Raw genomic sequence first — 25324 nt, forward strand, 5'->3', positions numbered from 1 at the left:
CAGTTGCATGGAACGATTCGCGCGGCATCAATCAATATGTGCGCCGCACCTGCAGGAACCGACAGAATGGAGGGCATATGAGTCACGGGGAGACGGTCAGCATCATTCTGATCGAAGACGACGACGGCCATGCCACGCTCGTCGAGCGCAATCTGCGCCGTGCCGGCATTTCGAATGGCTTCGTGCGCTTTCGCGACGGTCAGCAGGCGCTGGATTATTTTTTCGGCACAGATGCGGCCGACGGCGCCGCTGCAGCGGGCGGTAGCGTCGCAAGCCGTCATGCCAATGCCGAAGATCTGAGGAATTCCGTTGTACTGCTGGACCTGAAGATGCCGCGCGTCGATGGCTTCGAGGTGTTGCGGCGTCTGAAGGAGTCGCCGCACACCGCGCCCGTGCCCGTGATCGTGCTCACCACCACAGACGACCCCCGCGAAATCGCGCGATGCTATGAACTCGGCTGCAATGTCTACATTACGAAACCGGTCGAGTACGATGCGTTTATTGAAGCGGTACGTCGCCTCGGCTTCTTCCTGCAGGTGGTCAAGCTGCCGTCCGGGCATCGCTTCACTGCGTCATCATGACGTGACAGCAATGCCACATACTCTCCAGACCTACTGACCGCGACTCGCGCATGACTGAAGAAGTGTCCCCGCCGCCCGCAGCATGCATTCTCGTCGTCGATGACGACGAGGGCATCTTGCGGCTCGCGCGCAAGTCGCTCGAACGCGCAGGCTGCCGGGTTGCGGTCTGCGCAAGCGTCGAGGCGGCTCGCGAGCGGCTCGCGGACGGCGGCCTGGATCTGCTCGTGCTCGACTATCAACTGAGCGGGCCGCAAACGGGCCTCGACTTTTTCCGCCGGTTGCGCTCCGAAGGCGTGCGGATTCCGGCCATCCTCGTGACAGGTTTTACAGACGAGTCGCGCGTAATCGAGGCGTTGCGCGCCGGCGTGTCCGACGTAGTGCCCAAGTCGGGCGATTACCTCGATTACCTGCCCGAAGCAGTGGAGCGCGTTCTGTCGCAAGTGCGCTTGCAGCGTGCGTCGGAAGAAGCATTGCTGCTGCGTGACCGCGAGCAGCATTACCGCAACCTGTCGGAGACGCTGCCGCACCTCGTGCTCACCTGCAATGCGTCCGGCGACTGCGATTTTCTGTCGAAGCAGTGGTACGACTACACCGGCCTTGGCGAGAACAGTTCGCATGGGCTGGCCTGGCTCGACGCCGTGCATCCGGACGATCGCGAAGAAGTTCGCCGCAGCTGGCTAAAAGCGGTGGCGAGCAATGCGGGCACTTATCGGCACGAGCTGCGCATACGCCGCCACGACGGCGAGTATCGCTGGTTCGATGCGCGCATGGTCGCGACGCGCAACGCTGAAGGCAACTTCAGCAAATGGTTCGGCAGTTGCACAGATGTTCATTCGGAACGCGAAGCCATGCAGGAGCGTGAACGGCTTCTCGCTTCTGAACAGGCGGCGCGGCAGACCGCCGAAGAAGCGAATCGCGCGAAAGACCGCTTCCTCGCGATGCTCTCGCACGAGTTGCGCACACCGCTCACACCTGTACTGGCCGGTGCAAGCGTGCTCGAGATGATTCCCGACCTGCCGGATCAGGCGCGCTCAAGCGTGCGCATGATCCGTCGCAATGTCGAACTGGAGGCGCGTCTGATCGACGATCTGCTCGACCTTACGCGCGTGGCCAACGGCAAGCTGCGCCTGTCGCTCGAAACGGTCGACGTGCACGAGGTGATAGACAGCGTGCTGGAGCTTTTCCGCAGCGAGATCCAGGTCAAGCAGCAGGACGTGCATGTGCACAAGGACGCGCAGCATCACTACGTGCTCGCCGATCGCGCGCGCCTGCAGCAGATGCTATGGAACCTGATTCGCAACGCCGCGAAGTTCACGCCTGACGGTGGACACATCTACGTGCGCACGCGCGATGAGCGCATGCATGTGCAGATCTGCGTCGAAGACACGGGCATCGGCATCGAGCCGGAACAGATCGGCAAACTGTTCAACGCGTTCGAGCAGGGCGATCAGAACATGACGCGGCAGTTCGGCGGGCTAGGTCTCGGCCTCGCAATCACGAAGGCGCTAACGGACGTACATGGCGGCACGGTCACGGCCCAAAGCCCAGGGCCGCATTGCGGCGCGACGTTCACGATCACGCTGCCGACCGCGGCGGCGCCTGCGCAAAGGTTGCAGGCGGTATTGCCCGAGCATGTGCATCCCGCTGGCGTGCTGAACATTCTGCTGATCGAGGATCACGTGGATACGGCCGAGGTCATGGCGCAACTGATTCGCACACTTGGCCACGACGTCACGACGGTGGGCCGTGTGGACGACGCACTGGCCGCCACGCAGTTGCAGGAATTCGATCTGGTTATCAGCGACGTCGGTTTGCCCGACGGCACTGGCCTCGACTTCATCATGGCGTATCGCGAGCATTGGGATGCGCCCGCGGTTGCGCTGACCGGTTTTGGCACCGACGAAGATGTACGCCGCTGCCTTGCCGCTGGTTTCACCTCGCATTTGACGAAGCCGGTCAATTTCGCGCAGCTTGAAGCGATGATCGAGAGCGCGATCAATCTGAAGGCACGAAAGCAGGCGTAAGGCGTGACGCGAATTGCGAAGTCGCGAAATCGCAGAACAACTGCTGTGAGCGGGTATCAAAAGCAAAGGCCTGTTGCGAGTGCATCGCAACAGGCCTTTTTACTAGTTGAATCGTGAGAGGGCGCTTCGCCTCACCGCCGTCCTAGCGCGGCGAGTTCTTCAACGAGTCGCGGATCTCACGCAACAGCAGCACGTCTTCGGGCGGCGGCGGCGGTTCGGACGGCGCGGCATCGGCCGGCTTGCGCAGATTGTTGATGAACTTCACCATCAGGAAAATGATGAACGCGAGAATGACGAAGTTAATGGCCACGGTAATGAACGAGCCGTAACCGAAGACCGCAACGCCCGCCGTCTGCAAGTCTTTATACGACTCGGGACTGCCTTTGAAGCTCGCGGGAATGTCGCCGAGTCGAATGAATTTGTTCGAAAAGTCGAGGCCGCCCGTAGCGACGCCGACCACCGGCATGATCAGGTCTTTCACAACTGAATTGACGATGGTGGAGAACGCGCCGCCGATGATGACACCCACCGCGAGATCCATCACGTTGCCTTTAAGGGCAAATTCCTTGAATTCCTTGATCATGCTCATAGGGTTTCCTCCTGGATATCGATGACCAAATCATACCAATCTCAGACAGATAGGCCAGCCCTTCGGCCTGGAAAACCCAAAAAGGCGAGGGCAGTTTCTTATGTCGGAAACTGTGACATGCCCTGGCGAGCGCGTTCGATATGCGCAGAAAAAGTGACCGGGTCCGTGTTTGTGCCGCACAGCAGGACGCCCACGCGTTTGCCCTGCAGCTTCTCGCGAAGCGGTCCTAGCAGCGCTGCCGTCGCAGCGGCGCAGGCGGGCTCGACGGCGAGCTTCAGTTGTCCGAACAACGTGAGCATGGCCGCGCAGAGTTGATCGTCTGAAACCGTCACGAGTTCGTCGATATGGCGACGGCACAACTCATAGCTGTATTCCTCGGTATGCGGCGCCATCAATGAATCCGCGATGCCGTGCATGTGGCCCATCTTGACCGTGTGATTGGCGGCGAAGCTTTTTCCCATTGCATCGGCGCCTTCGGGCTCGACACCGAACACGTGCACGCCCGGATTCGCGAGCCGCATGGCCGTGGCCACTCCGGCCGCGAGACCGCCGCCGCCGATCGGCACGATCACGGCTTCGAGGTCGGGTGTTTGCGTGCTCCATTCATAGCCGAGCGTGGCGGAGCCGAGCACCGTGCGATAACCGTTGAACGGGTGCACGAAGTAGCGGCCTTCTTCGGCCTCGATGCGGCGCACGAGTTCGAAAGCTTCCGCAAGATCTTCGGCGAAGACGATTTCCGCGCGATATTGCCGGCACAGAGCGACGCGCGCCGGATTCGCCGCGCGAAACAGCACCACCTTTGCGCTGATGCCGAGCCGCATGGCCGCATACGCGACAGCCACGGCATGGTTGCCGCCCGACACGCACGTGACGCCCGCGCTGCGTTGTGTTTCGTCGAGGGCAAGCAGGTTCGTGAACGCGCCACGCGCCTTGAAGCTGCCGCCCGCTTGCAGCAGTTCGAACTTGAAGTTCACCACCGTGCCTTCGAGCGACGCGAAGTCGAGCCTGTCGAACACCGGCGTTCGAGCCACCCACGGCGTCAGCGCAAAGTGCTGCGCGGCGATGTCGTCGAGAGTGGGGATCGGCTCGCCGTCGATCGTGTGGTCGGTGTGCTGCGGCGTGGCGGTTGACATGGGCGTGGGCGAGATTGGCTAGAAGCGGGCGATGGTGAAAGTATGGTTTCTCGTTGCTCAGGCGGCGGTTTCAGCGCGCATGCGCTTCGACGGACATGCTGTGAATGAACTTGTGCAAGAAGCGTTCACACTGCACGAGTTGATCCAAAGCGACGAATTCATTCGCCTTGTGCGCCTGCTGAATGTCGCCGGGCCCGCACACGATGCTCGGAATACCCGCTAGCGAAAAGAGCCCGGCTTCCGTGCCGTAAGCGACCTTGCGCTTGTCCTGGTCCGCCGTCAGCGCGCGCACGAGTTGCGTGATAGCTGCCTGCTCCGAGGAATCAAGTCCGGGTGCCGCGGCGATCTTCGTAATCTCGATTGCCGCCAATGGATGCTCGCGCAACATTTTCGGCAACAGTGTTTCGCGTGCGTACTGGTCGATACGCGCGAAGATCGGCTCGGGATCGAGCGTGGGCAGATTGCGGAATTCGAACTGGAACTTGCACTCGGCCGGCACTGTATTGATTGCGTTGCCGCCGACGATCGTGCTGGTTTGCGCGGTGGTGAACGGCACGTCGTACAGTTCGTCGAACGGGCCTTGCTCGCGGAACTGATCGGCCATGTCGCGGATATAACAGATGAGTCGCGCCGCGTATTCGATCGCATTCAAGCCTTTCGGCGTAAGCGACGAGTGCGCCGCCTGGCCGCGCACGCAGCACTGGTAGGCGTTGATGCCCTTGTGCGCCACGATGGGCCGCATGCTCGTCGGCTCGCCCACGATGCAGCCGTCCGGCTTCACGCCGCGCTTCATCAGATCGGCGATCAGGAGCGGCGCGCCTGCACAACCCACTTCTTCGTCGAATGAAAGTGCGAAGTGAATCGGCTTGGCGAGCTTCGTGCGTTGCATGTCGGGCACGAGCGCAAGCGCTGCTCCGATGAAGCCCTTCATGTCGCAAGTGCCGCGGCCATAAAGCTTGTCACCACGAATTTCCGGCTTGAACGGATCGCTGTCCCATTGCTGACCGTCGACGGGCACCACGTCGGTATGGCCCGACAACACCACGCCGCCATTCGTTTCGCCGTCGTGGGCAGGGATCGTGGCGAACAGGTTGGCCCATTTGCCGCTGGCGTCGTGCGTGAGCGTGCCTTCAATGCCGAGCGCGCGCAATTCGTCGCGCACGGTTTCGATCAGACCGAGATTCGGATTGCGGCTTACCGTGTCCATCGACACGAGACGGGTGACCCAGGGAAGCGAGACAGGCGTAGTGCCAGAGGCGGAATCGGACGAAGCAGTTGCGGATGTTTGCGAGGACTGCGCTGAATCAGCGACATGAGACATGACAAGACTCCGGCATTTGAGTCTTTCGATCATACCCAAAAAAAGCCGCCTCGTATGCTGCGGCGCGCGTTTTGCGCGCCGCAGCATTGCGGGAAAACGCTGGACGTACCGCGTTTTTCTAACGCGCCGCGGCCGCCGCTGCCGTGCCGCGGCTTGGTGATCCCAGCGCCCGCAACGTTTCCTTGACGGTAGCCACCCGCACAGCAAAATCGGGACTGCGTGTTTCGATACGCAGCTTGTCCTGACCGGCGAGTTTGATGTGCTTGTGCTTCTGCACCATCTCGATGATACGCATCGCGTCGATTGGCGGATTCGGAATGAATTGCAGACCGATCACCGCTTCGCCCGCGTCGATCTTCGAGATGCCCAACGGCTTGGCCGCCAGTCTCAGACGATGCGTTTCCACGAGCGCATGCGCTTGCGGCGGCAATTTGCCGAAGCGATCGATCAGTTCTTCCTGAATGCCGTCGATCGCATCGCTGTGCTCGCAATTCGCGAGGCGCTTGTACAGCGACAGACGCTCCTGCACGTCGCCGCAATAGTCGGCGGGAAGAATCGCCGGCGCGTGCAGGTTGATCTCTGTCGTGGCGGCGAGCGGCGCGGTGAGGTCGGGCTCCTTGCCGTCCTTGAGCGCCTTCACTGCGTCGTTGAGCATGTCGGTGTAAAGCTGAAAGCCGATCTCGTGAATCTCACCCGACTGCTTGTCGCCGAGCACTTCGCCCGTGCCGCGAATCTCCAGATCGTGCATGGCCAGATAGAAGCCCGAGCCGAGTTCTTCCATCTGCTGGATCGCTTCCAGACGGCGTTGCGCCTGCTTGGTCAGCCCTTGCGGATCGTGCACGAGCAGATACGCGTACGCCTGGTGATGCGAGCGTCCCACGCGTCCGCGCAGTTGATGCAGTTGCGCGAGGCCGAACTTGTCCGAGCGATGAATCAGGATCGTGTTGGCGCTCGGCACGTCGATGCCGGTTTCGATAATCGTCGTGCACAGCAACACGTTCGCGCGTTGCGCGACGAAGTCACGCATCACGCGTTCGAGTTCGCGCTCGTGCATCTGCCCGTGTGCGACCGCAATGCGTGCTTCGGGGACGAGCGCTTCGAGCATTTGCCGGCGATTCTCGATGGTCTCGACTTCGTTGTGCAGAAAGTACACCTGACCGCCGCGCTTCAGTTCGCGCAACATCGCTTCGCGAATCACGCTTTCTTCCTCGCGACGCACGAACGTTTTGATCGCCAGACGCTTTTGCGGCGCGGTCGCGATAACAGAAAAGTCGCGCAGGCCTTCGAGCGCCATGCCGAGCGTACGCGGGATCGGCGTGGCGGTGAGCGTGAGAACATCCACTTCCGCGCGCAATGCCTTGAGCGCCTCTTTCTGCCGCACGCCGAAGCGATGTTCCTCGTCGATGATCACGAGTCCAAGCCGCTTGAACTGCACGTCCGACGACAGCAGCTTGTGCGTGCCGATCACAATGTCGACGCTGCCTTCGTTGATCTGCTGGATCGCCGCGTTGACTTCCTTGGTCGACTTGAAGCGCGACAGTTCGGCGATTCGCACGGGCCAGTCGGAGAAGCGGTCCGTGAAGGTCTGCGTGTGCTGTTCGGCGAGGAGCGTAGTGGGCGAGAGCAGCGCGACCTGCTTGCCGCCCATGACAGCAATAAATGCCGCGCGCAGCGCGACTTCGGTCTTGCCGAAGCCCACGTCGCCACAAACGAGGCGGTCCATTGGCTTGCCGCTCGTCATGTCGCCGATCACGGCTGCGATCGCCGCGGCCTGGTCGGGCGTTTCCTCGAAGCCGAAGCTCTCGGCGAACTTCACGTAGTCTTTCGGTTCGAGCGCGAACGCGTGGCCCGAACGCGCGGCGCGGCGCGCGTACAGATTGAGCAGTTCCGCGGCGGTGTCGCGAATCTGCTGCGCGGCCTTGCGTTTGGCCTTTTCCCACTGACCCGAGCCGAGCGAATGCAACGGCGCGCTTTCGGGATCGGCACCGCTGTAGCGCGAGATCACGTGCAACTGCGCGACCGGCACGTAGAGCTTGCTGTCGCCCGCGTATTCAAGATGCAGAAACTCGGTCTCGCCTTCGCCGAGGTCCATGGTGACGAGGCCCATATAACGGCCTATGCCGTGCTGCGAGTGCACGACCGGATCGCCGACCTTGAGCTCCGACAGGTCGCGCACCATCGAATCGACGTTGCTCGCCTGTTCCTGGCGGCGGCGACCGGCGCGCCGCGCGAGCGGCCCATAAAGCTCGGTCTCGGTGATGATCGCGATGCCGTCAACGGGGACCGCAAAGCCGTTCGCGAGCGGCGCGACGCCGAGCGAAAAAGGCGCGTCGCCCGTCAGCCAGTCCTGGAAGCTGTCGCTCGACGCGGGCTTCAGATGGTTGTCCGCGAGCAGTTGCAACAGCGTTTCGCGCCGACCCGCCGATTCGGCAGCGAACAGGACGCGGTTCGGCGTGGTGTCGAGGTAGGTGCGCAACGCCGATACGGGATCTTCCGCGTGACGGTCGATCGCCAGATTCGGCAGCGGCGTGGACCAGCCGCCGCCCGCGTTGGCCGGCAGCACGAGCCGCGCGAACGGTTTTGCGAGCGTGAAGAAGTCTTCGTCCGACAGGAACAGCCGCTGCGGTTCGAGAATGGGCCGGTCGCGGTCGTGCGACAGGAAGTTGTAGCGCTGCTTGGTGTCGTTGCCAAAGCGCCGGATCGCCGCGTCCAGATCGCCGATGAACGCCAGTTGCGCGCCTTGGGGCAAATAGTGGAACAGCGTGGCGGTGTCGTCGAAGAAAAGCGGCAAATAATATTCGATGCCCGCCGACGGCACGCCGTTACCGATGTCCTTATAGATCGACGCGCGGCTCGGATCGCCTTCGAAGGTCTCGCGCCAGCGGCTGCGGAAAGCGGTGCGCGCGGCTTCGTCGAACGGAAACTCGCGGCCAGGCAGCAGGCGCACGTCTTTCACCGGATACAGGCTGCGCTGCGTGTCGGGGTCGAACGCACGGATGGAGTCGACCTGGTCGTCGAACAGGTCGATCCGGTACGGCAACGGCGAACCCATTGGATAAAGGTCGAGCAGCGAGCCGCGCACGCAGTACTCGCCCGGGCGCACCACCTGGCTCACGTGTTCGTAGCCGGCCAGCGTGAGCTGGGCTTTCAGCTTCGCCTCGTCGAGCCGCTCGCCCTGCGAGAACGAAAACGTGTAGGCCGCGAGAAACGACGCCGGCGGCATCCGGTACAACGCCGTGGTGGCGGGCACGAGCAGGATGTCGCAACGGCCTTCGCCGAGATCGTGCAGCGTGGCGAGGCGCTCTGAAACGAGATCCTGGTGCGGCGAAAAGGTGTCGTACGGCAGCGTTTCCCAGTCGGGCAACAGACGCACGCGCGCCTGCGGCGCGAAAAAGCCGATTTCCTGCGACAGGCGCTGCGCGTCCACGGCGCTTTCGCACACGACGGCGAGCAGCGGCACCTTCTCACGGAAGGCGAGATGGTAGCGGGCGATCAGCAGCGCGTCGGACGAGCCGTGCGTGCCGTCGAAGGCGAAACGCTGGCCGGCTTTGACGAGCGCGACGGGCGGGGCGTACTGCGATGATGCGGCGATGTCTGGCATAGAAGAGAAAAGGCGGCCTCGGGCTCACACGGACGGCCAAGTTTACGCGTGTCGGGGCGTGGATGCGAAGGACCTATTATAAAATCCGTCCTTTACTTTGACCTCGCGGCATCCGCACTCGTGACTTCCCGTCTATTTGCCCTGATTCCGTGCGCAGGCACCGGCAGCCGTTCCGGCGCCGCGATGCCCAAACAATATCGCACTGTGGCCGGCCGCGACATGTTGCATTATTCGCTCGCCGCGTTCGACGCCTGCAGTGAGTTCGCACAAACGCTCGTCGTGATCGCGCCTGACGACCAGCACTTCGACGCGCGCCGCTTCGGCGGCTTGCGTTTTGCCGTGCGCCGGTGCGGCGGGGCGTCGCGCCAGGCGTCGGTGCTCAACGGCCTGCATGCGCTCACCGAATTCAACGCGCGCGACGACGACTGGGTGCTCGTGCACGACGCGGCGCGGCCGGGCATCACGCCTCACCTGATCCGCACGCTGACGGGCGTGCTCAGGGACGATCCGGTAGGCGGCATCATGGCGTTGCCGGTTGCGGACACGTTAAAGCGCATCGACAAGGCATCGGCGGACGGACGCATTGCCCGCACCGAATCGCGCGACGGCCTGTGGCAGGCGCAAACGCCGCAGATGTTCCGCATCGGCATGTTGCGCGAAGCGATCTTGCGCGCGCAGGCCGACGGCCACGATCTGACCGACGAAGCGAGCGCAATCGAATGGGCCGGGCATGCGCCGAAGCTGGTGCAAGGCAGCTTGCGAAACTTCAAGGTGACGTATCCAGAAGACTTCGATCTCGCCGAGGCTATTTTGCTGCGCACTTCGGCATCGTGATGAGTGATTTCATTTTTAGTGAACGGACTTGAGGACTTGACGCAGATGGATTTCAGAATTGGGCAAGGGTATGACGTGCATGCGCTGGTGCCGGGGCGTCCGTTGATTATTGGCGGCGTGACGATTCCGTACGAGCGCGGCTTGCTCGGCCATTCGGATGCCGACGTGCTGTTGCACGCGATCACCGACGCTCTGTTCGGCGCCGCCGCGATGGGCGATATCGGCCGTCACTTCTCCGATACGGATGCGAAGTTCGCCGGCGCCGACAGCCGCGTTTTGCTGCGCGAATGCGTGGCTCGCGTGAAGGCAGCGGGCTTCGCGATTGCGAACGTGGACAGCAGCGTGGTGGCGCAGGCGCCCAAGCTCGCACCGCATATCGAAGGCATGCGCGCGAACATTGCCGCCGACCTCGGCCTGCCGGCGGACAAGGTCAATGTCAAAGCCAAGACCAATGAGAAGCTTGGCTATCTCGGGCGAGGCGAGGGCATAGAAGCACAAGCCGTGGTGTTGCTGATCAAGGGTTGATGCACCCGTTGGCATTGACGCATCAGCCGGCGGGCGCGCGGCGGCTAAGCGCGCCGCTGCGCCGCTGTGTCGCTGCCCCGGTCAAGGCGAGGCAAACCCGCAAGCCGCTAGCTTATTCAGCGGCAATGCACTGCGCAGCCGCATTGACCACTGCCGCGATGCGACCCACGTCGCGTAACTGCGTCGCGCTCATGCCTTCGGCGATCAACGTGTCGAAGTGCGACTTCACGCAGAAGTGACACTTGCCGATGATCGAAGCGGCCAGCGCATACATCTCGAAGCGCCGCTTGTCCACGCCGCCGTGCGACGCATAGGCGTTCATGCGTAACTGCGCCGGTTGCGATTTCAGATCCGCGTTCTCCGCCATCTCGACATACGGATACCAGACGTTGTTCATGCCCATCAACGCGGCGGCCGTCAGCGCGCCGTTCGTCTCTTCAGGAGACAGCACACCCGCGTTGCGAATTGCGTTGACGATTACGTTGCTCTTGGCGGCGAAAGCGGCGGCCAGCGCGACGCCGACCGCGTCGTTGCCTTCGAGCGACGAACGCGCAATCGTGCCGTCCAGGTTCAGGCGGATGTCTTTCGCGTAGTCGGGTATGAGCGCCTTAATGGAAGACAAGAATTCCATTGTCATCTCCTATCGGGTTGTCGATAAAAAAGCCCGCGGCTTTTTCAAGCGTGGCGGGCTCGGGCCGGCACGGCTTACAGCGTTGCGCCGCCGACTGCGCGGTTGCACGGACAGAGTTCGTCAGTCTGCAAGCCGTCGAGAATACGCAGCACTTCTTCGGGATTGCGGCCGACGTTCAGGTTGTTGACCGACACGTGCTGGATCGTGTTGTCCGGATCGACGATGAACGTTGCGCGCAGCGCCACGCCCGCTTCCTTGTCGCGCACGCCGAGCTGGTCGATCAACTCGCCCTTCACGTCGCCGAACGAATAATGGTTCAGCTTGCTCAGGTCCTTATGCTCGCGGCGCCACGCGAGCTTCACGAATTCATTGTCGACGCTGCCGCCTAGCAGCACGGCGTCGCGCTCTTCGAAGTCTTTCGCCAGCTTGCCGAACTCGACGATTTCCGTGGGGCACACGAACGTGAAATCCTTCGGGTAGAAGTAGATGATTTTCCACTTGCCCGGGAACGACTGCTCCGTGATTTCTTCGAACGCCGAGGCGCCGTTTTCCTCGTGATTGTTGAAGCCAGGCTTGGCAGCGGTGACGGTGAACGCTTCGAGTTTGTCGCCAACGGTTTTCATGCGAGTGCTCCTTCGTGTGTTGGAAAAAAAGCATGCTGAGGCTACCAGCGCGTCATCACGAGCGCGTGACAGGCTTTTCACTATAGCTCTATTGAACTATCGCCTCAATAGTTTTTTTCTAACGACCCGGATAGTTATTATTCAACGGAGCGGGCATTGAGAGTGCGTGGGTCGTGCGTGGCCGACGTGCGCTGTGACTCTGGCGCCGGCCGCAATTCTCTTAGGCGCCCTTGGCGAGGGGAAACTCGATGGTGACTTCCAGACCCGGGCCAGGCGTGCGATTACGCAACCGCAGCGCGCCCCGATAACGGCCGACGAGCCGCTGCACGATCGCCATGCCGAGACCCGTGCCGTTCGCCTGAGTGCGCGCCGAATTCACGCGATAGAAGGGACGTGTGACGAGCGCCAGTTGATCTTCCGGAATGCCAGGGCCTTCGTCCACCACCGACAGTTCCACGCGTGAATGCGACACACGCGTTTCCAGGATCACGTGCGGGATGCCGTCGCCATCGCTCAAACCGTACTTGCGCGCGTTTTCCAGCAGATTGCCGACGACGCGCCGCATATCCGTTTCGTCGGCTTCGATCACCGCCGACGGCGCGAGCCGCGTAATCAGCCGCATGCTGTCCTCGCTTTGCATGCGCGCCGCGAGTTCGCTCGCGATCACGGACAGATCGACGGGTTCCGGCACGCGTTGCACGGGGCGCGCATAGTCGAGAAAGCGGCCGATGATCATGTCCATCTGCTCGATGTCGTCGACCATTGCGTCTTTCGTGCTTTGGTCCGACGGACTCATTTCCGTTTCGAGCCGCAGCCGCGCGAGCGGCGTGCGCAGGTCGTGCGAGATGCCGGCGAGCATCAGCGCGCGGTCGGCTTCGAGCTGTTCGAGGTCCTGAACCATCTGGTTAAAACTGCGATTGGTTTCAGCGGCCACGCCCATGCCGCGCTCGGGCAGCGGTTCAGGCGATTGCCCGGAGCCGACCTTGCGCGCGGCCATCGCGAGACGGGCGAACGGTCGATTCACGAGACTCGTAATGAAGGCTGCGCCGAAGAGCGACAGCGCCAGCGCGAACACGCCCCAGCCGGCCCATTGCAGGCCGGTCGCGTTGTCGAGCTGATCGCGGTCGAGCGCGACCCAGTAATCGTCGTCGTCGATCTTGAAGCTGATCCAGACGCCGGGAATGTCGTTGACGCTTTGCGCGATCACCGTGTCGTCGCCGAGCCGGCCGCGAATGTCGTGTTCGATCAGCCGGTTCAGCGACTCGTCGGGCTGGAGCTTGTACTTGTCGGTTGTTTCGCGCGGGTACACGCGCACCCCTTCATTGCTTTCCAGATCTTGCAGCAACGCGCGCCGCAGATCGGGATCGGAATAGAGGAGTGCGGTGCGCGTGAGCTTCACGATCGCGACGAGCTGCAACGCCACGCGCTGCGCGCGCGGCTCGCGTTCGATCACCCGGAAGCTCTGGAACCACGCGGCGAGACTCACTGCGATCAACAGCGCGATCAACAGAAAGGTCCGCCAGAAAAGGCCGCCGAACGCGAGCGTCAGGAGGCGCCGGTCGATCCGCATGGGCCCTTCTTCTTATCTGAAAACAAAAGCAGGAGGCGTGAACAAACTCAGGCTGCGCCGTCGGGAATGAACACGTAACCCAGACCCCAAACGGTCTGGATGAAGCGCGGGCTGCCCGGGTCGGGTTCAATCAGCTTGCGCAGACGGGAAATCTGCACGTCGAGGCTGCGGTCGAACACTTCATACTCGCGGCCGCGAGCCAGTTCCATCAGCTTTTCCCGCGACAGCGGCTGGCGCGGATGACGCGCGAACACCTTGAGCACGGAGAACTCGCCCGTGGTCAGCGGGATTTCCTGGCCGGCCTTGGTGAGCGTGCGGGTGGCGAGATTCAGCGCGAACTCGCCGAACTCGAAGACTTCGGTAGTTTCCGACGGCGCGCCCGGCAGTTCGGACGGCGACTGACGGCGCAACACCGCGTGGATTCGCGCGACGAGTTCACGCGGATTGAACGGCTTCGGCAGATAGTCGTCCGCACCCATTTCAAGGCCGACGATACGGTCGACGTCTTCGCCCTTGGCCGTCAACATGATGATCGGCGTACGGTCGTTGCTGCCGCGCAGGCGCCGGCAGATGGAAAGGCCGTCCTCGCCCGGCAGCATGAGGTCGAGCACCAGCAGATCGAACCGCTCACGCACCCAGAGCTTGTTCATGGATGGCGCGTTCTCGGCTACGTACACATTGAAGCCTTGCTCGCCGAGGTAACGGCGCAGCAGATCGCGCAGTCGCGGATCGTCGTCGACGACGAGGATTTTCGAAGGGTTTTTAGTTTCCATGGTCGGCATCTTAGCGCGATTAGAAAGTGGTGCGCGTTCGCATCATTTATCGAGTTACAGTCAGTTACAAAATTTACCCGCACTGTGGCACGGCGTAAAGCGGTGGCAGTTAGACTCCTTTACTGAATGCGGCTGTTCGGTGGATACTTCACTCGACTAAAACCCACGCGCCCGGCTCGTTACCGGGTTTGTCATACGCATTTGAGGTAGCCGGTTGCCGCGCCACGAAGGGAACAACATGAAGGGAGGGGTCTGGCCGAATGTGCGCCTGAGCGTGATTGCACTGGCGGTTGCCGGTTCACTCGCAGGCACATTGGGACCGACGCTCGCCCACGCCCAGCCTTCGGCCGACAGAGCTGCGAGCGAGCGCGCGTCCAGGGCAGGTAACTCAAAGGCAAGCCGTCACAGTTCCATCGTCGAGCGCCCTGCATCAGACGCCATGTTGCGTACCGCAGTTCCCCCCGATCTCGATCAACGTCGGCGTGACGGACATATGACGCCAGACGAACGTCGTTTGTTGAGACAGCATATCGAAGACGCTGTACGCGAGCTTTACAAACGGTAAACGCTTGGCTTGGGTTGTGGGCGCGGGTTGTTCTCGATCTCGCGTTGCCTCATGTGCCGCTTTATGTGAGCTTTGTCGTTGTCGTTGCCGCTGTCCTGATTCTTTTGCGCTTTCGTTCTGCGCTTTCCGCGCGCTTCTCGTTTGTATCCCGGTTTCTATCCGGCACTTCGCGTTTTGCCCGCTGCGTTCACACGTTATGTGACTAGCAGGTGCAGGCAGCCGTCGTTCATTCCTGTCAGTGATCGTGCTCATTGCACTCCGCATGCGGGAAGCAGCAACGGCACGTGAATGCGTGGCCCGATCACGCAAGATGCGTCACGGCAGCAACGGGCGTAGGCTTCGTACACGCATAGATCTCGACCGCAAAGCGCATAGTTTCGCATTGCAGGCCGGCCCAGCTTATCGCCTGAAAAACCGAGCCCGCAACGCAAGAAGTCACCGACGCGAGTACGACATGAAACGACGCAGCTTTCTCTCGATGAGCGCCGCCGCCAGCGCGACTCTGTGGCTGCCTCGTGCGGTTCGCGCGCAGCCCGCCGCGTATAGCGCAAGTGAGCTGCCCGCGCTGCGTCCCGGATACGGCAACCTGCTGATCCTCGTCGAGTTGAAGGGCGGCAACGACGGCCTGAACACCGTCATCCCATTTGCGGATCCTGCGTACTACCGGCTTCGCAAGAAGATCGGCATCAAGCGCGAGCAGGTTATCCAACTGGACGGCCGCACGGCCTTGCATCCGTCACTGGAACCGTTAATGCCGCTTTGGCACAGCCGGCAACTGGCGGTTGTCCAGGGCGTCGGCTACGCGCAGCCCAATCTCTCGCATTTCCGCTCGGTGGAGATATGGGACACCGCTTCCCACGCCGATGAATACCTGCGCGACGGCTGGCTCACTCGCGCATTCAGAAGCGCCCCGTTGCCCGCGGGTTTCGCTGCAGACGGCGTGGTCATCGGCAATGCTGAAATGGGACCGCTCGCGAACGGCGCTCGTACGCGGGCTCTTCTAACTCCAGTCCAAGTTCCCGGCACCGCAAAAGCCATGACATACGATGGCGCGAGGCCGAAGCCAATGCCACGCGCGCCGCAGCTGACGACGGGTTTTCCTTGCAGCGCGTTCGGCGCGTCGATTGAAATTGCAATGCGCATGCTCCAAGCCGACGACATGCCGCGCGCGGCAGCGGGCAAACGCGGCGGCGTCGCGGCGATTCGCCTGACGCTAAACGGCTTCGACACGCATCGCAACCAGCCGTACAGACACCGCACGTTGTTGAAGCAGCTTGCCGAAGGCCTGACAGCGATGAGATCGGCGCTGATCGAACTGGGCCGTTGGAACGACACGCTTGTCATGACTTATAGCGAGTTCGGGCGGCATCCACGAGAAAATGACAGCAACGGTACCGATCACGGCACGTCGGCGCCGCATTTCATGATGGGCGGACGTGTGCTCGGGGGCTTGCACGGTGCACCGCCGGAGCTTGGACGGCTCGATGGCCATGGCAACTTGCCGGTCGCCGTCGACTTCCGCCGGCTCTACGCCACCGTGCTTGCGAAATGGTGGGGGCTCGATGCCGCGGCGATTCTGCGGCAGCAGTTTGCGCCGTTGCCTTTGCTGCGCGTTTGACGGCTGACGCGCTGCGCGCCGAACCGGACGCAGGACGACGCGCCGCGTGCATGGCGCGCGGCGGCGGCGCTTACTTTGCGCGCCAGGCGATCCACAGCTTGCGGATCGGCGTCAGCGCGATCCGTTGATGCAACACGTGGTAGCCGTCGCGCTCGATCTCATCGAGCAGCGCGGACGCGAGCGCGCCTTGCGCGAGCAACGTGCGCTGCGAACGGCGCTCGTTGGCCGGGACGGCGACGAGCGCCGTTCGCACGGCATCGCGAGCGCGCTTCGTCTGAAAGCGCATGAGCCCGGTGAATGCGTCGCTATATTTTCGATTGATCAGGTCCGCGGCTGTCACATTGAAGCGCTGCATTTCGTCAATAGGGATGTAGATGCGGCCGTGACGCGCATCGTTGCCCGTTTCGACCACGAACTGTGCGAGCAGCAGCGCTTCGCCTAACGGCGTGGACCAATCCGGCGCTTGTGAACCGTCGGCAGAAGCCTTGGTCCTCGCGCTGCGCGCCACTAACGAGGCAAAGGTCCCGCCGACCGCCTGCACATAGCGCCGCAAATTGGGATAGTCAAGATAGCGCGCCTGGTCGAGATCCATCTCAAAGCCGCTCAGCAGCGCCTGCAGCGCCGGGTATTCGGTCTTCACGTCGGGCAGCGAGGCCGCGAGCGCCTTCGAAACAGGGTGCGTGGGCGTGCCCGCAGCAAGCGCGGCCAGTTCGTTCTGCCACCAGGCAAGCTTGGTGCGGCCAATGGCCGGATCGCTGACTTCCTTGACCGTTTCCTCGAACTCGCGGCGCAGTGCGAACAGGGCGCTCAAGCGCGGCTGACTGGCTGCGGGAGCTTGCCGAAGCGCGTAGTAAGTGCTCGATCCTGGCGGCGCCGCTTTTTGCTGGCAATATTCGTCGAAATTCACGGATTGGAATGTGGGGAAGGGCGGGCGAAGAGGGCACGGCAAGCGTGCACGAAGCCGAAAATTGTAGCATCGGCGGCGTAAGGACAGATGCGCGGCAGTTGCAGACAAGCGCGAATCAATGCGTTAGAATCTCGCGCTTACGCTTTTGGGCGTGCACCTTTGGGTGCCGCGCAAAGCATGCAGGACATCGGGCAAGACGCACAACGCTTGTCCGGCTGCGAGGGTGGCGAAATTGGTAGACGCACCAGGTTTAGGTCCTGACGCCCGCAAGGGTGTAGGGGTTCGAGTCCCCTCCCTCGCACCACTTTTCTGTAGCGCAAAACCCCGTCAAGTCGTTGGACTGGCGGGGTTTTTCGTTTTCAGGCCGCTTGTTCGCGTGCGCTCAGGCGACCGGCGTTTCCGGCGGCGCCTGGGTGCCGGGCAGGTCGGCTTGCGCGGCGCCTTCGAGAAAGCGTCGAGTCGATTCGAACGCCTGCAACATCTGATCGGGCCAAGGCGTTTGCAGCATGACCGCCTGATGGTTTTCAAATGCCGACGACAACAGCTTCGCCAGTTCCGGCGAGCGCAGATGACGCAGCAGCACACTGACTGCGATTGCCGTCGCCTGGCTCGCGCCGGCCGTCTGGAGTTCCGACGCGGTGAGCGCCGCGATCTGTTTGTTGAGATCCACTAAAACTTTCCTGATTAGATTGAACGATCGACTTGCACGCTGCGCGGGTCGTTGAGCGAATGCGTCTATAACCGGCGCGGCGTCAGATCCCGAATTTTGACACGATTGGTACATTGCGGCGAAGACCGCGTCGCTCGATAGGCGTTGCTGCCGGCTTTGATTGCCGGGTAACTACGTCGATTTATCTGAGCTTTTGAATCCGATGATGGCCGCTGAAAGGGGCAAACGTCGGACGCAACGTGTACTCGCATTCGTGGCCTCTGCAATATCGTTGCGCCGCTTACTCGTACTGGGCGCGCAGTGGAATCCTCGTGTTTCGACTGCCCGGTGTTCGCGACATTGTTCCTATGGTTCAATGCCTTGCTGCTGCGTACATTGCGTCATCATTTCGACGCGGCGTACGATAATGCCGCGGTGTTCGCGTCGATTGCGTCGCAGCAGGTGTTTCTGGTCGGCCGGAGCGCGTTCGTCTTCGCGGGTTTGCGGCTCACGAGGCGTGACAGCATCCTGCAGTTGCGTGCGATTGTTTCTACGCCGCTAGTGCTCGTGCCGTTGCTTTGAACGTTTTACGCAAATCTGACGCAGGACGGCGGGTCGTGGGCGAGTTCGCCGTTGCTCGATGCTCGCTCGAATGTTGTGCAGGCCGTCGTCTTCGCGCTGGCCGCGCTGTGGCTCGTACGGATTCGTCGTCCCGGCGTGCCGCCTTGCGACTATCGGTTGCTTTGCAAGTGTTGACCCGGGCAAACCGGCTTGGCTGCTTGAACGCGACGCCGCTGCGCACGCTGCATCATTTGACGGTGGTGCTATACGAGTTAGTCGACATGTCGCAGTCGATACTCGTGCGGGCGTCTGTTTCGGTATTCTGGGCGCAATGCGAACTTGCGGCGATGACTTGGACCACCGGCGCACAAGCCGTGTCGTCTGTTTCATTGGCGGCGCATTGCTCGCCGCAACCGTCGTCAAACTGTTCCTGTTCGACCTGTCGCACGTGACCGGTGTCGGGCGGATCGTATCGTGTTCGTATCGTTTATCGGCGTCGGCGTCGGCGTGACGTTGCTGCTGATCGGCTACTTCTCGTCGTTGCTGCCCACGCGAGTGGTCGGGGAAACTGAATAATGAAGCATTTTCTGAAGGTGACGGCCTGGTGTGTCGCGATCGGATCCGCGTGGGCCGCGGCGCCCGCCTGCGCTGAAGATTTCGCGCGGCACTTTGCGCTGCAGCTCGAAGAGGGCGCCGCCTACTACAGCGTCACGCTGCCGGCCGCCGTCTATAGCGCCAGTCAGCGCAACGATCTCGGCGACGTGCGCGTATTCAACGGCGAGGGCGAGCCCGTGCCGTATTCGCTCGAAGGACCGCGCGAGCCGGCACGCACGCCGCCGACTTTGCGCCCGGCGCGATGGTTTCCGCTGCGCCCGGTGCCGGCGGGCCACACCGGTGCGCCGCTCGGTGTGACGATCGCGGCCGACGGTTCGCTGCACGCCACCGCAGCGCCGCCGGGTCGCGCCCAGCACGACACGGATCTGATCGACGCGGGAGAGGCCTCGCGCGAGGGCCGCGTGAGCGCGCTGGTGATTCGTCTTCGTAACGATAACTATCAGGGGCGGGTGTCGGTCGAATCGAGCGACGACTTACGGAACTGGCAGCCCGCCGGCGACGCGCAATTGCTCAAGGTCAGCTACAACGGCAGCACGCTGAGCCAGGACCGCGTAGAGCTGAGCGGTGCGCGCGCGCGTTATCTGCGCTTGCATTGGCTCGACGGCGCGCCGTATCTCGAATCGATGAATGTCGAAGTGCAGGCGACCGGCTCGGGTGGCGCGCAACTCGCGGACAAGCAGCGCGAATGGCGCGAGAACATCGTGGCGCAGGCGGGACCCAAGGCCGGCGAATATTTTTTCTCGACTGGCGGACCGTATCCCATCGACCGTTTGCGGCTCCATTTGCCGCAGCCGAATACGGTGGCGCCTGCCGTGGTCTATTCACGCAGCGCACTCGGCGCGGCGTGGCACGAGGTGTCGAGTGCGACGCTCTTCCGTTTGCATAACGGCGATGTCGAACAGAACAGTCCTTCGCTGCAACTCGCGCCCGACACGGACCGTCACTGGCGGGTGGTCGTCGATACGCGCAACGGCGGGCTCGGAACCGGAGCGTTGAGCATCGCAGCGGGTTGGCGTCCCGCGACGCTGACTTTTGCCGCGCATGGCGCGGCGCCTTTTACGCTCGGTGTGGGCAATGCCGCGGCCGTATCGACGGCCGTTGGGCGCGACGAGCTGCTGAATGGAGCTTCGTCGGCGGTGGCCACGGCGCGCGTCGGCGAACCTCTGGTGCTCGAGCAGAATGCGAATGCGCCGTCGTCGGCGAGTGCCGATGCACACCGCCGCTACATGCTGTGGGCCGCTCTGGTTCTTGCCGTCGGAGCACTTGCGGCCATAGCCTGGCGCCTTGCTCGCAGCGTATCGTCCAGGATGCCGGCGGGTGATGCCGCGGCGGCCGTGCCGGGAGCTGCGGCGAGTGGTTTCGCGAGTACACCAGCCGCTTCGACGGACACTGCACAAGCGGCCAGCGCTCCTGCTCAGAACGCGGCCAATTCAATGACCGGCGGTGTGACGGGCACGACGCAAGGCGAGCATCAACGTGATGGCGGCGCCTGAATCGCACGCTTCCCTATAGTCTGCGACGCGCGGGTCACGGCTGGGCTGGAAGGGCGGGACGTCCACGCACTCATGGTGTGGTTGGCAAACACGAGCGTGTCGAAGACATGGTTCGTTACCCCAGGAGTGCGTGCAACTCATTGGTCAGTTCGAAGCGCGGAGCGTAGGCAACTCATGCGTCGCTTTGAATAGCGCAGTGTGTGCAAACGACTCACGGCTCATTCCATGCGCGCGGGGTAACGGGGTTTAAAGCCGCCGCGTGCGATACGTCTGCGCGGCGCAAATCGCGCAGTGCTGGCAGCCGCTTTTTATTCGTGGCTCACGTGTCAGGCGCAGTCATCGTTTCGATGACTTTATCGAGCGCTTCCCCAAGAGCGAGCTTCTGTTTCTCGTCAAGGCAGTTGAACAGATCGCCGTTCCACTTGCGCGCGATCGGCATGACCCTGCGATACAACGCGCGGCCCTCGGGCGTGAGCGACACGAGCACGACGCGGCCGTCTTCCACACTCGCTTCGCGTTTGACGATCCCCTGTCTGATCAAAGCCTCGGCGGCGCGACTTGCCTGACTCTTGTCGAGATTGGCATGCCTCGCCAGTTCCATGATCGAGAACGGTCCAAACGATCCCACCGACGCGATTACGCGAGCCTCCGGCAGCGTCACGCCGAGCTTGTCCTGGTAACGCTCGCTGATACCACGCTCCGCGAGCTTGTTGAGTACATGCAGACGATATGTGAGGAGCTGTTCCAAGCCGGCTTTGGCGGAGTCCTTCATGGTCTTCCCGTGATGAGTGACGCGGTTGTGGCGCTGTGATTGTTGCCGCAACCATGCCGCCGGGTCAACGCGCGCCGTACTTCAAACGCGTCAGTTGTTCGGCCTCATCCGCCAGGAGACGTGCAGCGTCGCGAATCGCGAATTCAAGCGTGATTGGTCCAGGGGCCGGCGAGAAGCAACCACTGAAATATTCGGCTAGACGCGGCAGTGCTGCGGAGTCCACGGCGCCTGATAGCAGCGTGGCCGGCACACCTGCAGACTGCGCATGACGGCATGCGATGAAGGGCGCCTTGCCGTGCAGCGTTTGCACGTCGGAGCGTCCTTCGCCGGTGATCAACCAGTTCGCACCTTGCAGTGCCGCGTCGAGGCCGATCTGCCGCGCGACCGTTTCCGCGCCTGGCTCGAACTGCGCGCCAAGCATGTGCAACGCAAAGCCGAGTCCACCTGCGGCGCCCGCGCCGGGAAGGTCGCGAGCCGTGCGCCCGAGCGCTGCTTCCAGCAGATCGGCGAAGCGGGCGAGGGCCGCGTCGATCGTGGCGACCTGCTCCGGGGCGACGCCTTTTTGCGGGCCGAAGACTGCAGTCGCCCCGTGCTCACCGGTCAATGGATTGTCCACATCGGACATGCCGATGAACTGTGTCTGCTCAAGCCGCGCGTCGAGTTGTGAAACGTCGACCCGTGCAACGCGCGCCAGTTGCTCAGGCGTCGGCTCCAGCTCCCGATCTTGAGCGTCGAATAGTTTCAGGCCGAGGCCTGCCAGCAGACCCGCGCCGCCGTCATTGGTGCTGCTGCCGCCAAGTGCGACGAAAAACCGCCGCACTCCTGTGTCGAGCAGCGCGCTGATTGCTTCGCCCATCCCACGCGTATTGCGCGCCTGAACCGGTGCGCCCATACCAACCGAGTCCGTGATGCCGACGATCTCCGCCGTTTCCACGATTGCGCTGCCGTCGGCGAGGACGCCTGTCAGTGCTTCGCGCACCGGGCCTGCCGCGCCGCGCACGGTCAGCTTGCGGCGCTCGCCGCCGCTCGTCAGCATTGCGTCGAGCGTGCCTTCACCGCCGTCCGCCATCGGACAGATGCGTACCTCGGCGTCCGGGCGCGCGCGCTGCACGCCCGACGCGATCGCCTGCGCGACCTGTTCGGCACCAAGCGAGCCTTTGAACGAATCCGGGGCAATGACGACGACAGGCGAGGACGGCGAATTGGGCATGGTGTCTCTGAATGGTTGGAGTAGTACGGTAGTACCGGGCGGGAAAGCCGCTGGCGACGCGGGCTCTTCAGCGCATGCAGCGCAGCCCCGAAGCGCGTTCGCTAGCTTAGCAGCATGGTCGCTTCGACTGAATATGCCGAACGGCATAGCCAGCATCGTCATGCGTCGTGAGGTGTGTTGCAGCAGTGCGTGCTCGTCGGGCGGGCAGCTTCTTGAGAGAAGCGCAAAACCGCTGAAAAAAGCGCCCGAAACGGCTCTGGATGCCGATAAAAATAGGCGCAACCGTCGAATCCCGGTTAGCCGCGCAAATAGTTTGCTAAAATATTCGGCTCTTTGGACTCAACCGTGCTGCCGGTGGCCTGCAAGCCCGCGGCGCAGGCGCGCAAATGCGGCACGGAGAAGATAACTGAATTCGCTCGAATAATTTTAGGACGATTGAAGCCATGGCTAACGTTGTTGAAAACCTCGGCAAGCTCGAACGCCGCGTAACGATTTCCCTGCCGAAGGACGCCGTGCAGAAGGAAGTGGATTCGCGTATCCGTCAACTCGCGAAGAATGTGCGCATGCCGGGTTTCCGCCCGGGCAAGGTGCCGCTCAAGATGGTGACGCAACAGTATTCGGGCCAGGTGGAAGCTGAAGTGCTGAGCGACAAGGTCGGCAAGGAATTCTTCGACATCAGCCGCGCCGAAAACCTGCGCGTCGCAGGCCAGCCGAGCTTCGCGCCGAAGGCCGACGCTACCGAAGGCGATTACGCTTTCGACGCGACCTTCGAGGTCTATCCGGAAGTGAAGCTGGGCGACGTCGCCACGGCTGAAATCGAGCGCACCACGACGACCATCAGCGAAGCGGAAATCGACCGCACGCTCGAAATCCTGCGCAAGCAGCGCGTGCATTTCCACGCTCGCGGCGAAGCCGGCGAGCATGGCGACGGCGGCGGTGACACGGCGGCCAAGGAAGGCGATCGCGTGTCGGTCGACTTCGTCGGCAAGATCGACGGTGAAGTATTCCAGGGCGGCAGCGCCGAAGACTTCGCATTCGTGCTGGGCGAAGGCCGCATGTTGCCTGAGTTCGAAAAGGCAGCTACGGGCCTGAAGGTCGGCGAAACGAAGGAATTCGATCTGGCGTTCCCGGCCGATTATCACGGCAAGGACGTAGCCGGCAAGACGGCGCAATTCACGATCACCATGAAGAAGATCGAGTGGCCGCACCTGCCGGAAATCGACGCGGAATTCGCGAAGTCGCTCGGCATTGAAGACGGCGACCTGACCAAGATGCGCGCCGAGATCAAAGACAATCTGGAGCGTGAAGCGAAGCGCCGCACGCAAGCCATCGTCAAGAATCAGGTCATGGACGCGCTGCTGAAGATTTCGGAACTCGACGTGCCGAACGCACTGATCGAGCAGGACCAGGAGCGTCTCGTCGCAATGGCGCGCCAGGATCTGGAGCAGCGCGGCGTGCCGAACGCTAAAGATGCGCCGATTCCTGCCGCTATGTTTAAGGAACAGGCCGAGCGCCGCGTCAAGCTGGGTCTCGTGCTGGCAGAGCTGGTGAAGGCTAACGACCTGCAGGCAAAGCCGGAGCAGATCCGCGCAGAAGTCGACGAATTCGCGAAAAGCTACGAAGACCCGAAGGAAGTCGTCCGCTGGTATTATTCGAACCAGCAACGTCTTGCTGAAATGGAAGCGTACGTCGTTGAAGCGAACGTCGTCGAATTCGTGCTGAGCAAGGCCAAGGTGACGGACAAGGAAGTGAGCTTCGAAGAACTGGCAAGCGCAACGGCGCAAGCGTAAGCGTCGCTGCAACGGCGTGCCGGCTGTCGGAGCGACGGCCCGCACGCCGTTTTTTTGTGCTGTTTTTGTGCGGTTTGTGTGCACTTGAATACGAGCTGGTCGACCACACCTGTCTAGCATCAAATATTTAGAATATTTCCAGACAAGGATCCATTGCATGACCTTTCGCGCCCAAATGCTGGACACGTTGACCTCCCAGTCGTCCCGGGATCTCGAAGCGCAGGCGCTCGGACTGGTGCCGATCGTCGTGGAAACGAGCGGCCGGGGCGAGCGCTCGTATGACATCTACTCGCGTCTGTTGAAGGAACGCATTGTGTTCCTGGTGGGCGAGGTGAACGACCAGACGGCCAACCTTGTGGTCGCGCAAATGCTGTTTCTGGAAAGCGAGAATCCCGACAAGGACATCTATTTCTATATCAACAGCCCGGGCGGCTCGGTGTCGGCCGGCATGGCGATTTACGATACGATGCAGTTCATCAAGCCGGACGTTTCCACGCTGTGCATGGGACTGGCGGCGAGCATGGGCGCGTTCCTGCTTGCAGCAGGCGCAAAGGGCAAGCGCTTCGCGCTGCCGAATTCGCGCGTGATGATCCATCAGCCGCTGGGCGGCGCCCGTGGTCAGGCGTCGGACATCGAAATTCAGGCGCGCGAAATTCTGTACCTGAAGGAGCGACTCAATCATCTGCTGGCGCACCACACCGGCCAACCCGTCGAGCGCATTGCACGCGACACCGACCGTGACAATTTCATGTCCGGCGACGACGCGCAAGCCTACGGTCTGGTCGATCAGGTAGCCCACAAACGTCCTTGATCGGGTGGGATTTGCGCTAAATCGGGGCAAATCCCGCGTCTGATCGGTTGTGAAATAATTAAGACTCGTCCGAGCGCCTGCGGCAAACGCCGTCACATTGCTCAACCCGGCCGCGCCCAACTGCGAGG

At 62.2% G+C, this 25324-nt stretch carries 22 protein-coding genes and 1 tRNA gene; 11 read left to right on the plus strand and 12 right to left on the minus strand.

The window, feature by feature from the left end; all coding sequences use genetic code 11:
• Nucleotides 1-77: 77 nt before the first annotated feature.
• Complete coding sequence (locus H281_RS0104495; protein WP_020065885.1) at nucleotides 78-581, plus strand: response regulator; 504 nt, start codon at nucleotides 78-80, stop codon at nucleotides 579-581.
• Between the two features lie 50 nt (nucleotides 582-631).
• Nucleotides 632-2605: a hybrid sensor histidine kinase/response regulator gene (locus H281_RS0104500; protein WP_020065886.1), complete on the plus strand. Its 1974-nt coding sequence runs from the start codon at nucleotides 632-634 to the stop codon at nucleotides 2603-2605.
• A 142-nt stretch (nucleotides 2606-2747) separates the two neighbouring features.
• On the opposite strand, the gene mscL is transcribed toward H281_RS0104500, so the two are convergent.
• The 4 genes from mscL to mfd all read right to left on the minus strand — a co-directional run bounded on the left by mscL (nucleotide 2748) and on the right by mfd (nucleotide 9249).
• Complete coding sequence (gene mscL, locus H281_RS0104505) at nucleotides 2748-3194, minus strand: large conductance mechanosensitive channel protein MscL (protein ID WP_020065887.1); 447 nt, start codon at nucleotides 3192-3194, stop codon at nucleotides 2748-2750.
• A gap of 98 nt (nucleotides 3195-3292) precedes the next feature.
• Complete coding sequence (locus tag H281_RS0104510; RefSeq protein WP_020065888.1) at nucleotides 3293-4327, minus strand: threonine/serine dehydratase; 1035 nt, start codon at nucleotides 4325-4327, stop codon at nucleotides 3293-3295.
• A 70-nt stretch (nucleotides 4328-4397) separates the two neighbouring features.
• Nucleotides 4398-5648 carry an acetylornithine deacetylase gene (gene argE / locus H281_RS0104515; protein WP_027804284.1) on the minus strand — a complete coding sequence of 417 codons (1251 nt, stop codon included), beginning with the start codon at nucleotides 5646-5648 and terminating at the stop codon, nucleotides 4398-4400.
• Between the two features lie 118 nt (nucleotides 5649-5766).
• Nucleotides 5767-9249: a transcription-repair coupling factor gene (gene mfd / locus H281_RS0104520; RefSeq protein WP_020065890.1), complete on the minus strand. Its 3483-nt coding sequence runs from the start codon at nucleotides 9247-9249 to the stop codon at nucleotides 5767-5769.
• 120 nt (nucleotides 9250-9369) lie between these two features.
• Here mfd and ispD point away from each other — a divergent pair, with 120 nt between their 5' ends.
• Nucleotides 9370-10083, plus strand: a complete 714-nt coding sequence (gene ispD / locus H281_RS0104525) for a 2-C-methyl-D-erythritol 4-phosphate cytidylyltransferase (protein WP_027804285.1) — start codon at nucleotides 9370-9372, stop codon at nucleotides 10081-10083.
• Nucleotides 10084-10128: 45 nt separating this feature from the next.
• Nucleotides 10129-10608: a 2-C-methyl-D-erythritol 2,4-cyclodiphosphate synthase gene (ispF, locus tag H281_RS0104530; protein ID WP_020065892.1), complete on the plus strand. Its 480-nt coding sequence runs from the start codon at nucleotides 10129-10131 to the stop codon at nucleotides 10606-10608.
• Between the two features lie 112 nt (nucleotides 10609-10720).
• On the opposite strand, the gene H281_RS0104535 is transcribed toward ispF, so the two are convergent.
• The 4 genes from H281_RS0104535 to ompR form a co-directional block, all read right to left on the minus strand.
• Nucleotides 10721-11239 carry a carboxymuconolactone decarboxylase family protein gene (locus tag H281_RS0104535; protein ID WP_020065893.1) on the minus strand — a complete coding sequence of 173 codons (519 nt, stop codon included), beginning with the start codon at nucleotides 11237-11239 and terminating at the stop codon, nucleotides 10721-10723.
• A gap of 74 nt (nucleotides 11240-11313) precedes the next feature.
• On the minus strand, nucleotides 11314-11862 hold the full coding sequence (locus H281_RS0104540; protein WP_020065894.1) for a peroxiredoxin: 549 nt from the start codon (nucleotides 11860-11862) through the stop codon (nucleotides 11314-11316).
• Between the two features lie 220 nt (nucleotides 11863-12082).
• On the minus strand, nucleotides 12083-13432 hold the full coding sequence (locus tag H281_RS0104545; protein ID WP_020065895.1) for an ATP-binding protein: 1350 nt from the start codon (nucleotides 13430-13432) through the stop codon (nucleotides 12083-12085).
• A gap of 47 nt (nucleotides 13433-13479) precedes the next feature.
• Nucleotides 13480-14214 carry an osmolarity response regulator transcription factor OmpR gene (gene ompR, locus H281_RS0104550; protein WP_006048917.1) on the minus strand — a complete coding sequence of 245 codons (735 nt, stop codon included), beginning with the start codon at nucleotides 14212-14214 and terminating at the stop codon, nucleotides 13480-13482.
• A 229-nt stretch (nucleotides 14215-14443) separates the two neighbouring features.
• On the opposite strand from ompR, the gene H281_RS37195 reads away from it, so the two are divergent.
• Nucleotides 14444-14770 carry a hypothetical protein gene (locus H281_RS37195; RefSeq protein ID WP_027804286.1) on the plus strand — a complete coding sequence of 109 codons (327 nt, stop codon included), beginning with the start codon at nucleotides 14444-14446 and terminating at the stop codon, nucleotides 14768-14770.
• A gap of 454 nt (nucleotides 14771-15224) precedes the next feature.
• Complete coding sequence (locus H281_RS0104560) at nucleotides 15225-16388, plus strand: DUF1501 domain-containing protein (protein ID WP_020065896.1); 1164 nt, start codon at nucleotides 15225-15227, stop codon at nucleotides 16386-16388.
• 70 nt (nucleotides 16389-16458) lie between these two features.
• On the opposite strand, the gene H281_RS0104565 is transcribed toward H281_RS0104560, so the two are convergent.
• Nucleotides 16459-17295: a squalene/phytoene synthase family protein gene (locus H281_RS0104565; protein WP_020065897.1), complete on the minus strand. Its 837-nt coding sequence runs from the start codon at nucleotides 17293-17295 to the stop codon at nucleotides 16459-16461.
• Nucleotides 17296-17512: 217 nt separating this feature from the next.
• Between H281_RS0104565 and H281_RS0104570 the strand changes: the two genes are divergently transcribed.
• A tRNA-Leu gene (locus tag H281_RS0104570) sits at nucleotides 17513-17599 on the plus strand.
• A gap of 78 nt (nucleotides 17600-17677) precedes the next feature.
• Here the strand turns inward: H281_RS0104570 and H281_RS0104575 are convergent.
• Nucleotides 17678-17965, minus strand: a complete 288-nt coding sequence (locus H281_RS0104575) for a hypothetical protein (RefSeq protein ID WP_020065898.1) — start codon at nucleotides 17963-17965, stop codon at nucleotides 17678-17680.
• A 327-nt stretch (nucleotides 17966-18292) separates the two neighbouring features.
• Between H281_RS0104575 and H281_RS37610 the strand changes: the two genes are divergently transcribed.
• Both H281_RS37610 and H281_RS34320 read left to right on the plus strand, forming a co-directional pair.
• Entirely contained in the window at nucleotides 18293-18526 is a 234-nt protein-coding gene (locus H281_RS37610; RefSeq protein WP_020065899.1) for a hypothetical protein, read from the plus strand.
• A 554-nt stretch (nucleotides 18527-19080) separates the two neighbouring features.
• Nucleotides 19081-20613: a DUF3999 domain-containing protein gene (locus tag H281_RS34320; RefSeq protein ID WP_020065902.1), complete on the plus strand. Its 1533-nt coding sequence runs from the start codon at nucleotides 19081-19083 to the stop codon at nucleotides 20611-20613.
• 319 nt (nucleotides 20614-20932) lie between these two features.
• Here the strand turns inward: H281_RS34320 and H281_RS0104600 are convergent, their stop codons facing one another.
• A complete protein-coding gene (locus H281_RS0104600; RefSeq protein WP_020065903.1) occupies nucleotides 20933-21385 on the minus strand; it encodes a MarR family winged helix-turn-helix transcriptional regulator in 453 nt (150 codons plus the stop codon).
• 64 nt (nucleotides 21386-21449) lie between these two features.
• Nucleotides 21450-22595 carry a glycerate kinase gene (locus H281_RS0104605; RefSeq protein WP_020065904.1) on the minus strand — a complete coding sequence of 382 codons (1146 nt, stop codon included), beginning with the start codon at nucleotides 22593-22595 and terminating at the stop codon, nucleotides 21450-21452.
• Nucleotides 22596-23038: 443 nt separating this feature from the next.
• Here H281_RS0104605 and tig point away from each other — a divergent pair, with 443 nt between their 5' ends.
• Complete coding sequence (tig, locus tag H281_RS0104610; RefSeq protein ID WP_020065905.1) at nucleotides 23039-24385, plus strand: trigger factor; 1347 nt, start codon at nucleotides 23039-23041, stop codon at nucleotides 24383-24385.
• 157 nt (nucleotides 24386-24542) lie between these two features.
• On the plus strand, nucleotides 24543-25196 hold the full coding sequence (gene clpP, locus H281_RS0104615; RefSeq protein WP_006048927.1) for an ATP-dependent Clp endopeptidase proteolytic subunit ClpP: 654 nt from the start codon (nucleotides 24543-24545) through the stop codon (nucleotides 25194-25196).
• Nucleotides 25197-25324: the final 128 nt, after the last annotated feature.

The sequence above is a fragment of the Paraburkholderia caledonica genome (genome assembly GCF_000383275.1).
GTDB lineage: Bacteria > Pseudomonadota > Gammaproteobacteria > Burkholderiales > Burkholderiaceae > Paraburkholderia > Paraburkholderia caledonica.

Coding starts and splice junctions, on each gene's coding strand:
- H281_RS0104495 (WP_020065885.1), top strand. CDS start 78: ATGAGTCACGGGGAGACGGTCAGCATCATTCTGATCGAAGACGACGAC.
- H281_RS0104500 (WP_020065886.1), top strand. CDS start 632: ATGACTGAAGAAGTGTCCCCGCCGCCCGCAGCATGCATTCTCGTCGTC.
- mscL (WP_020065887.1), bottom strand. CDS start 3,194: ATGAGCATGATCAAGGAATTCAAGGAATTTGCCCTTAAAGGCAACGTG.
- H281_RS0104510 (WP_020065888.1), bottom strand. CDS start 4,327: ATGTCAACCGCCACGCCGCAGCACACCGACCACACGATCGACGGCGAG.
- argE (WP_027804284.1), bottom strand. CDS start 5,648: ATGTCTCATGTCGCTGATTCAGCGCAGTCCTCGCAAACATCCGCAACT.
- mfd (WP_020065890.1), bottom strand. CDS start 9,249: ATGCCAGACATCGCCGCATCATCGCAGTACGCCCCGCCCGTCGCGCTC.
- ispF (WP_020065892.1), top strand. CDS start 10,129: ATGGATTTCAGAATTGGGCAAGGGTATGACGTGCATGCGCTGGTGCCG.
- H281_RS0104535 (WP_020065893.1), bottom strand. CDS start 11,239: ATGGAATTCTTGTCTTCCATTAAGGCGCTCATACCCGACTACGCGAAA.
- H281_RS0104540 (WP_020065894.1), bottom strand. CDS start 11,862: ATGAAAACCGTTGGCGACAAACTCGAAGCGTTCACCGTCACCGCTGCC.
- H281_RS0104545 (WP_020065895.1), bottom strand. CDS start 13,432: ATGCGGATCGACCGGCGCCTCCTGACGCTCGCGTTCGGCGGCCTTTTC.
- ompR (WP_006048917.1), bottom strand. CDS start 14,214: ATGCCGACCATGGAAACTAAAAACCCTTCGAAAATCCTCGTCGTCGAC.
- H281_RS37195 (WP_027804286.1), top strand. CDS start 14,444: ATGAAGGGAGGGGTCTGGCCGAATGTGCGCCTGAGCGTGATTGCACTG.
- H281_RS0104560 (WP_020065896.1), top strand. CDS start 15,225: ATGAAACGACGCAGCTTTCTCTCGATGAGCGCCGCCGCCAGCGCGACT.
- H281_RS34320 (WP_020065902.1), top strand. CDS start 19,081: ATGAAGCATTTTCTGAAGGTGACGGCCTGGTGTGTCGCGATCGGATCC.
- H281_RS0104600 (WP_020065903.1), bottom strand. CDS start 21,385: ATGAAGGACTCCGCCAAAGCCGGCTTGGAACAGCTCCTCACATATCGT.
- H281_RS0104605 (WP_020065904.1), bottom strand. CDS start 22,595: ATGCCCAATTCGCCGTCCTCGCCTGTCGTCGTCATTGCCCCGGATTCG.
- tig (WP_020065905.1), top strand. CDS start 23,039: ATGGCTAACGTTGTTGAAAACCTCGGCAAGCTCGAACGCCGCGTAACG.
- clpP (WP_006048927.1), top strand. CDS start 24,543: ATGACCTTTCGCGCCCAAATGCTGGACACGTTGACCTCCCAGTCGTCC.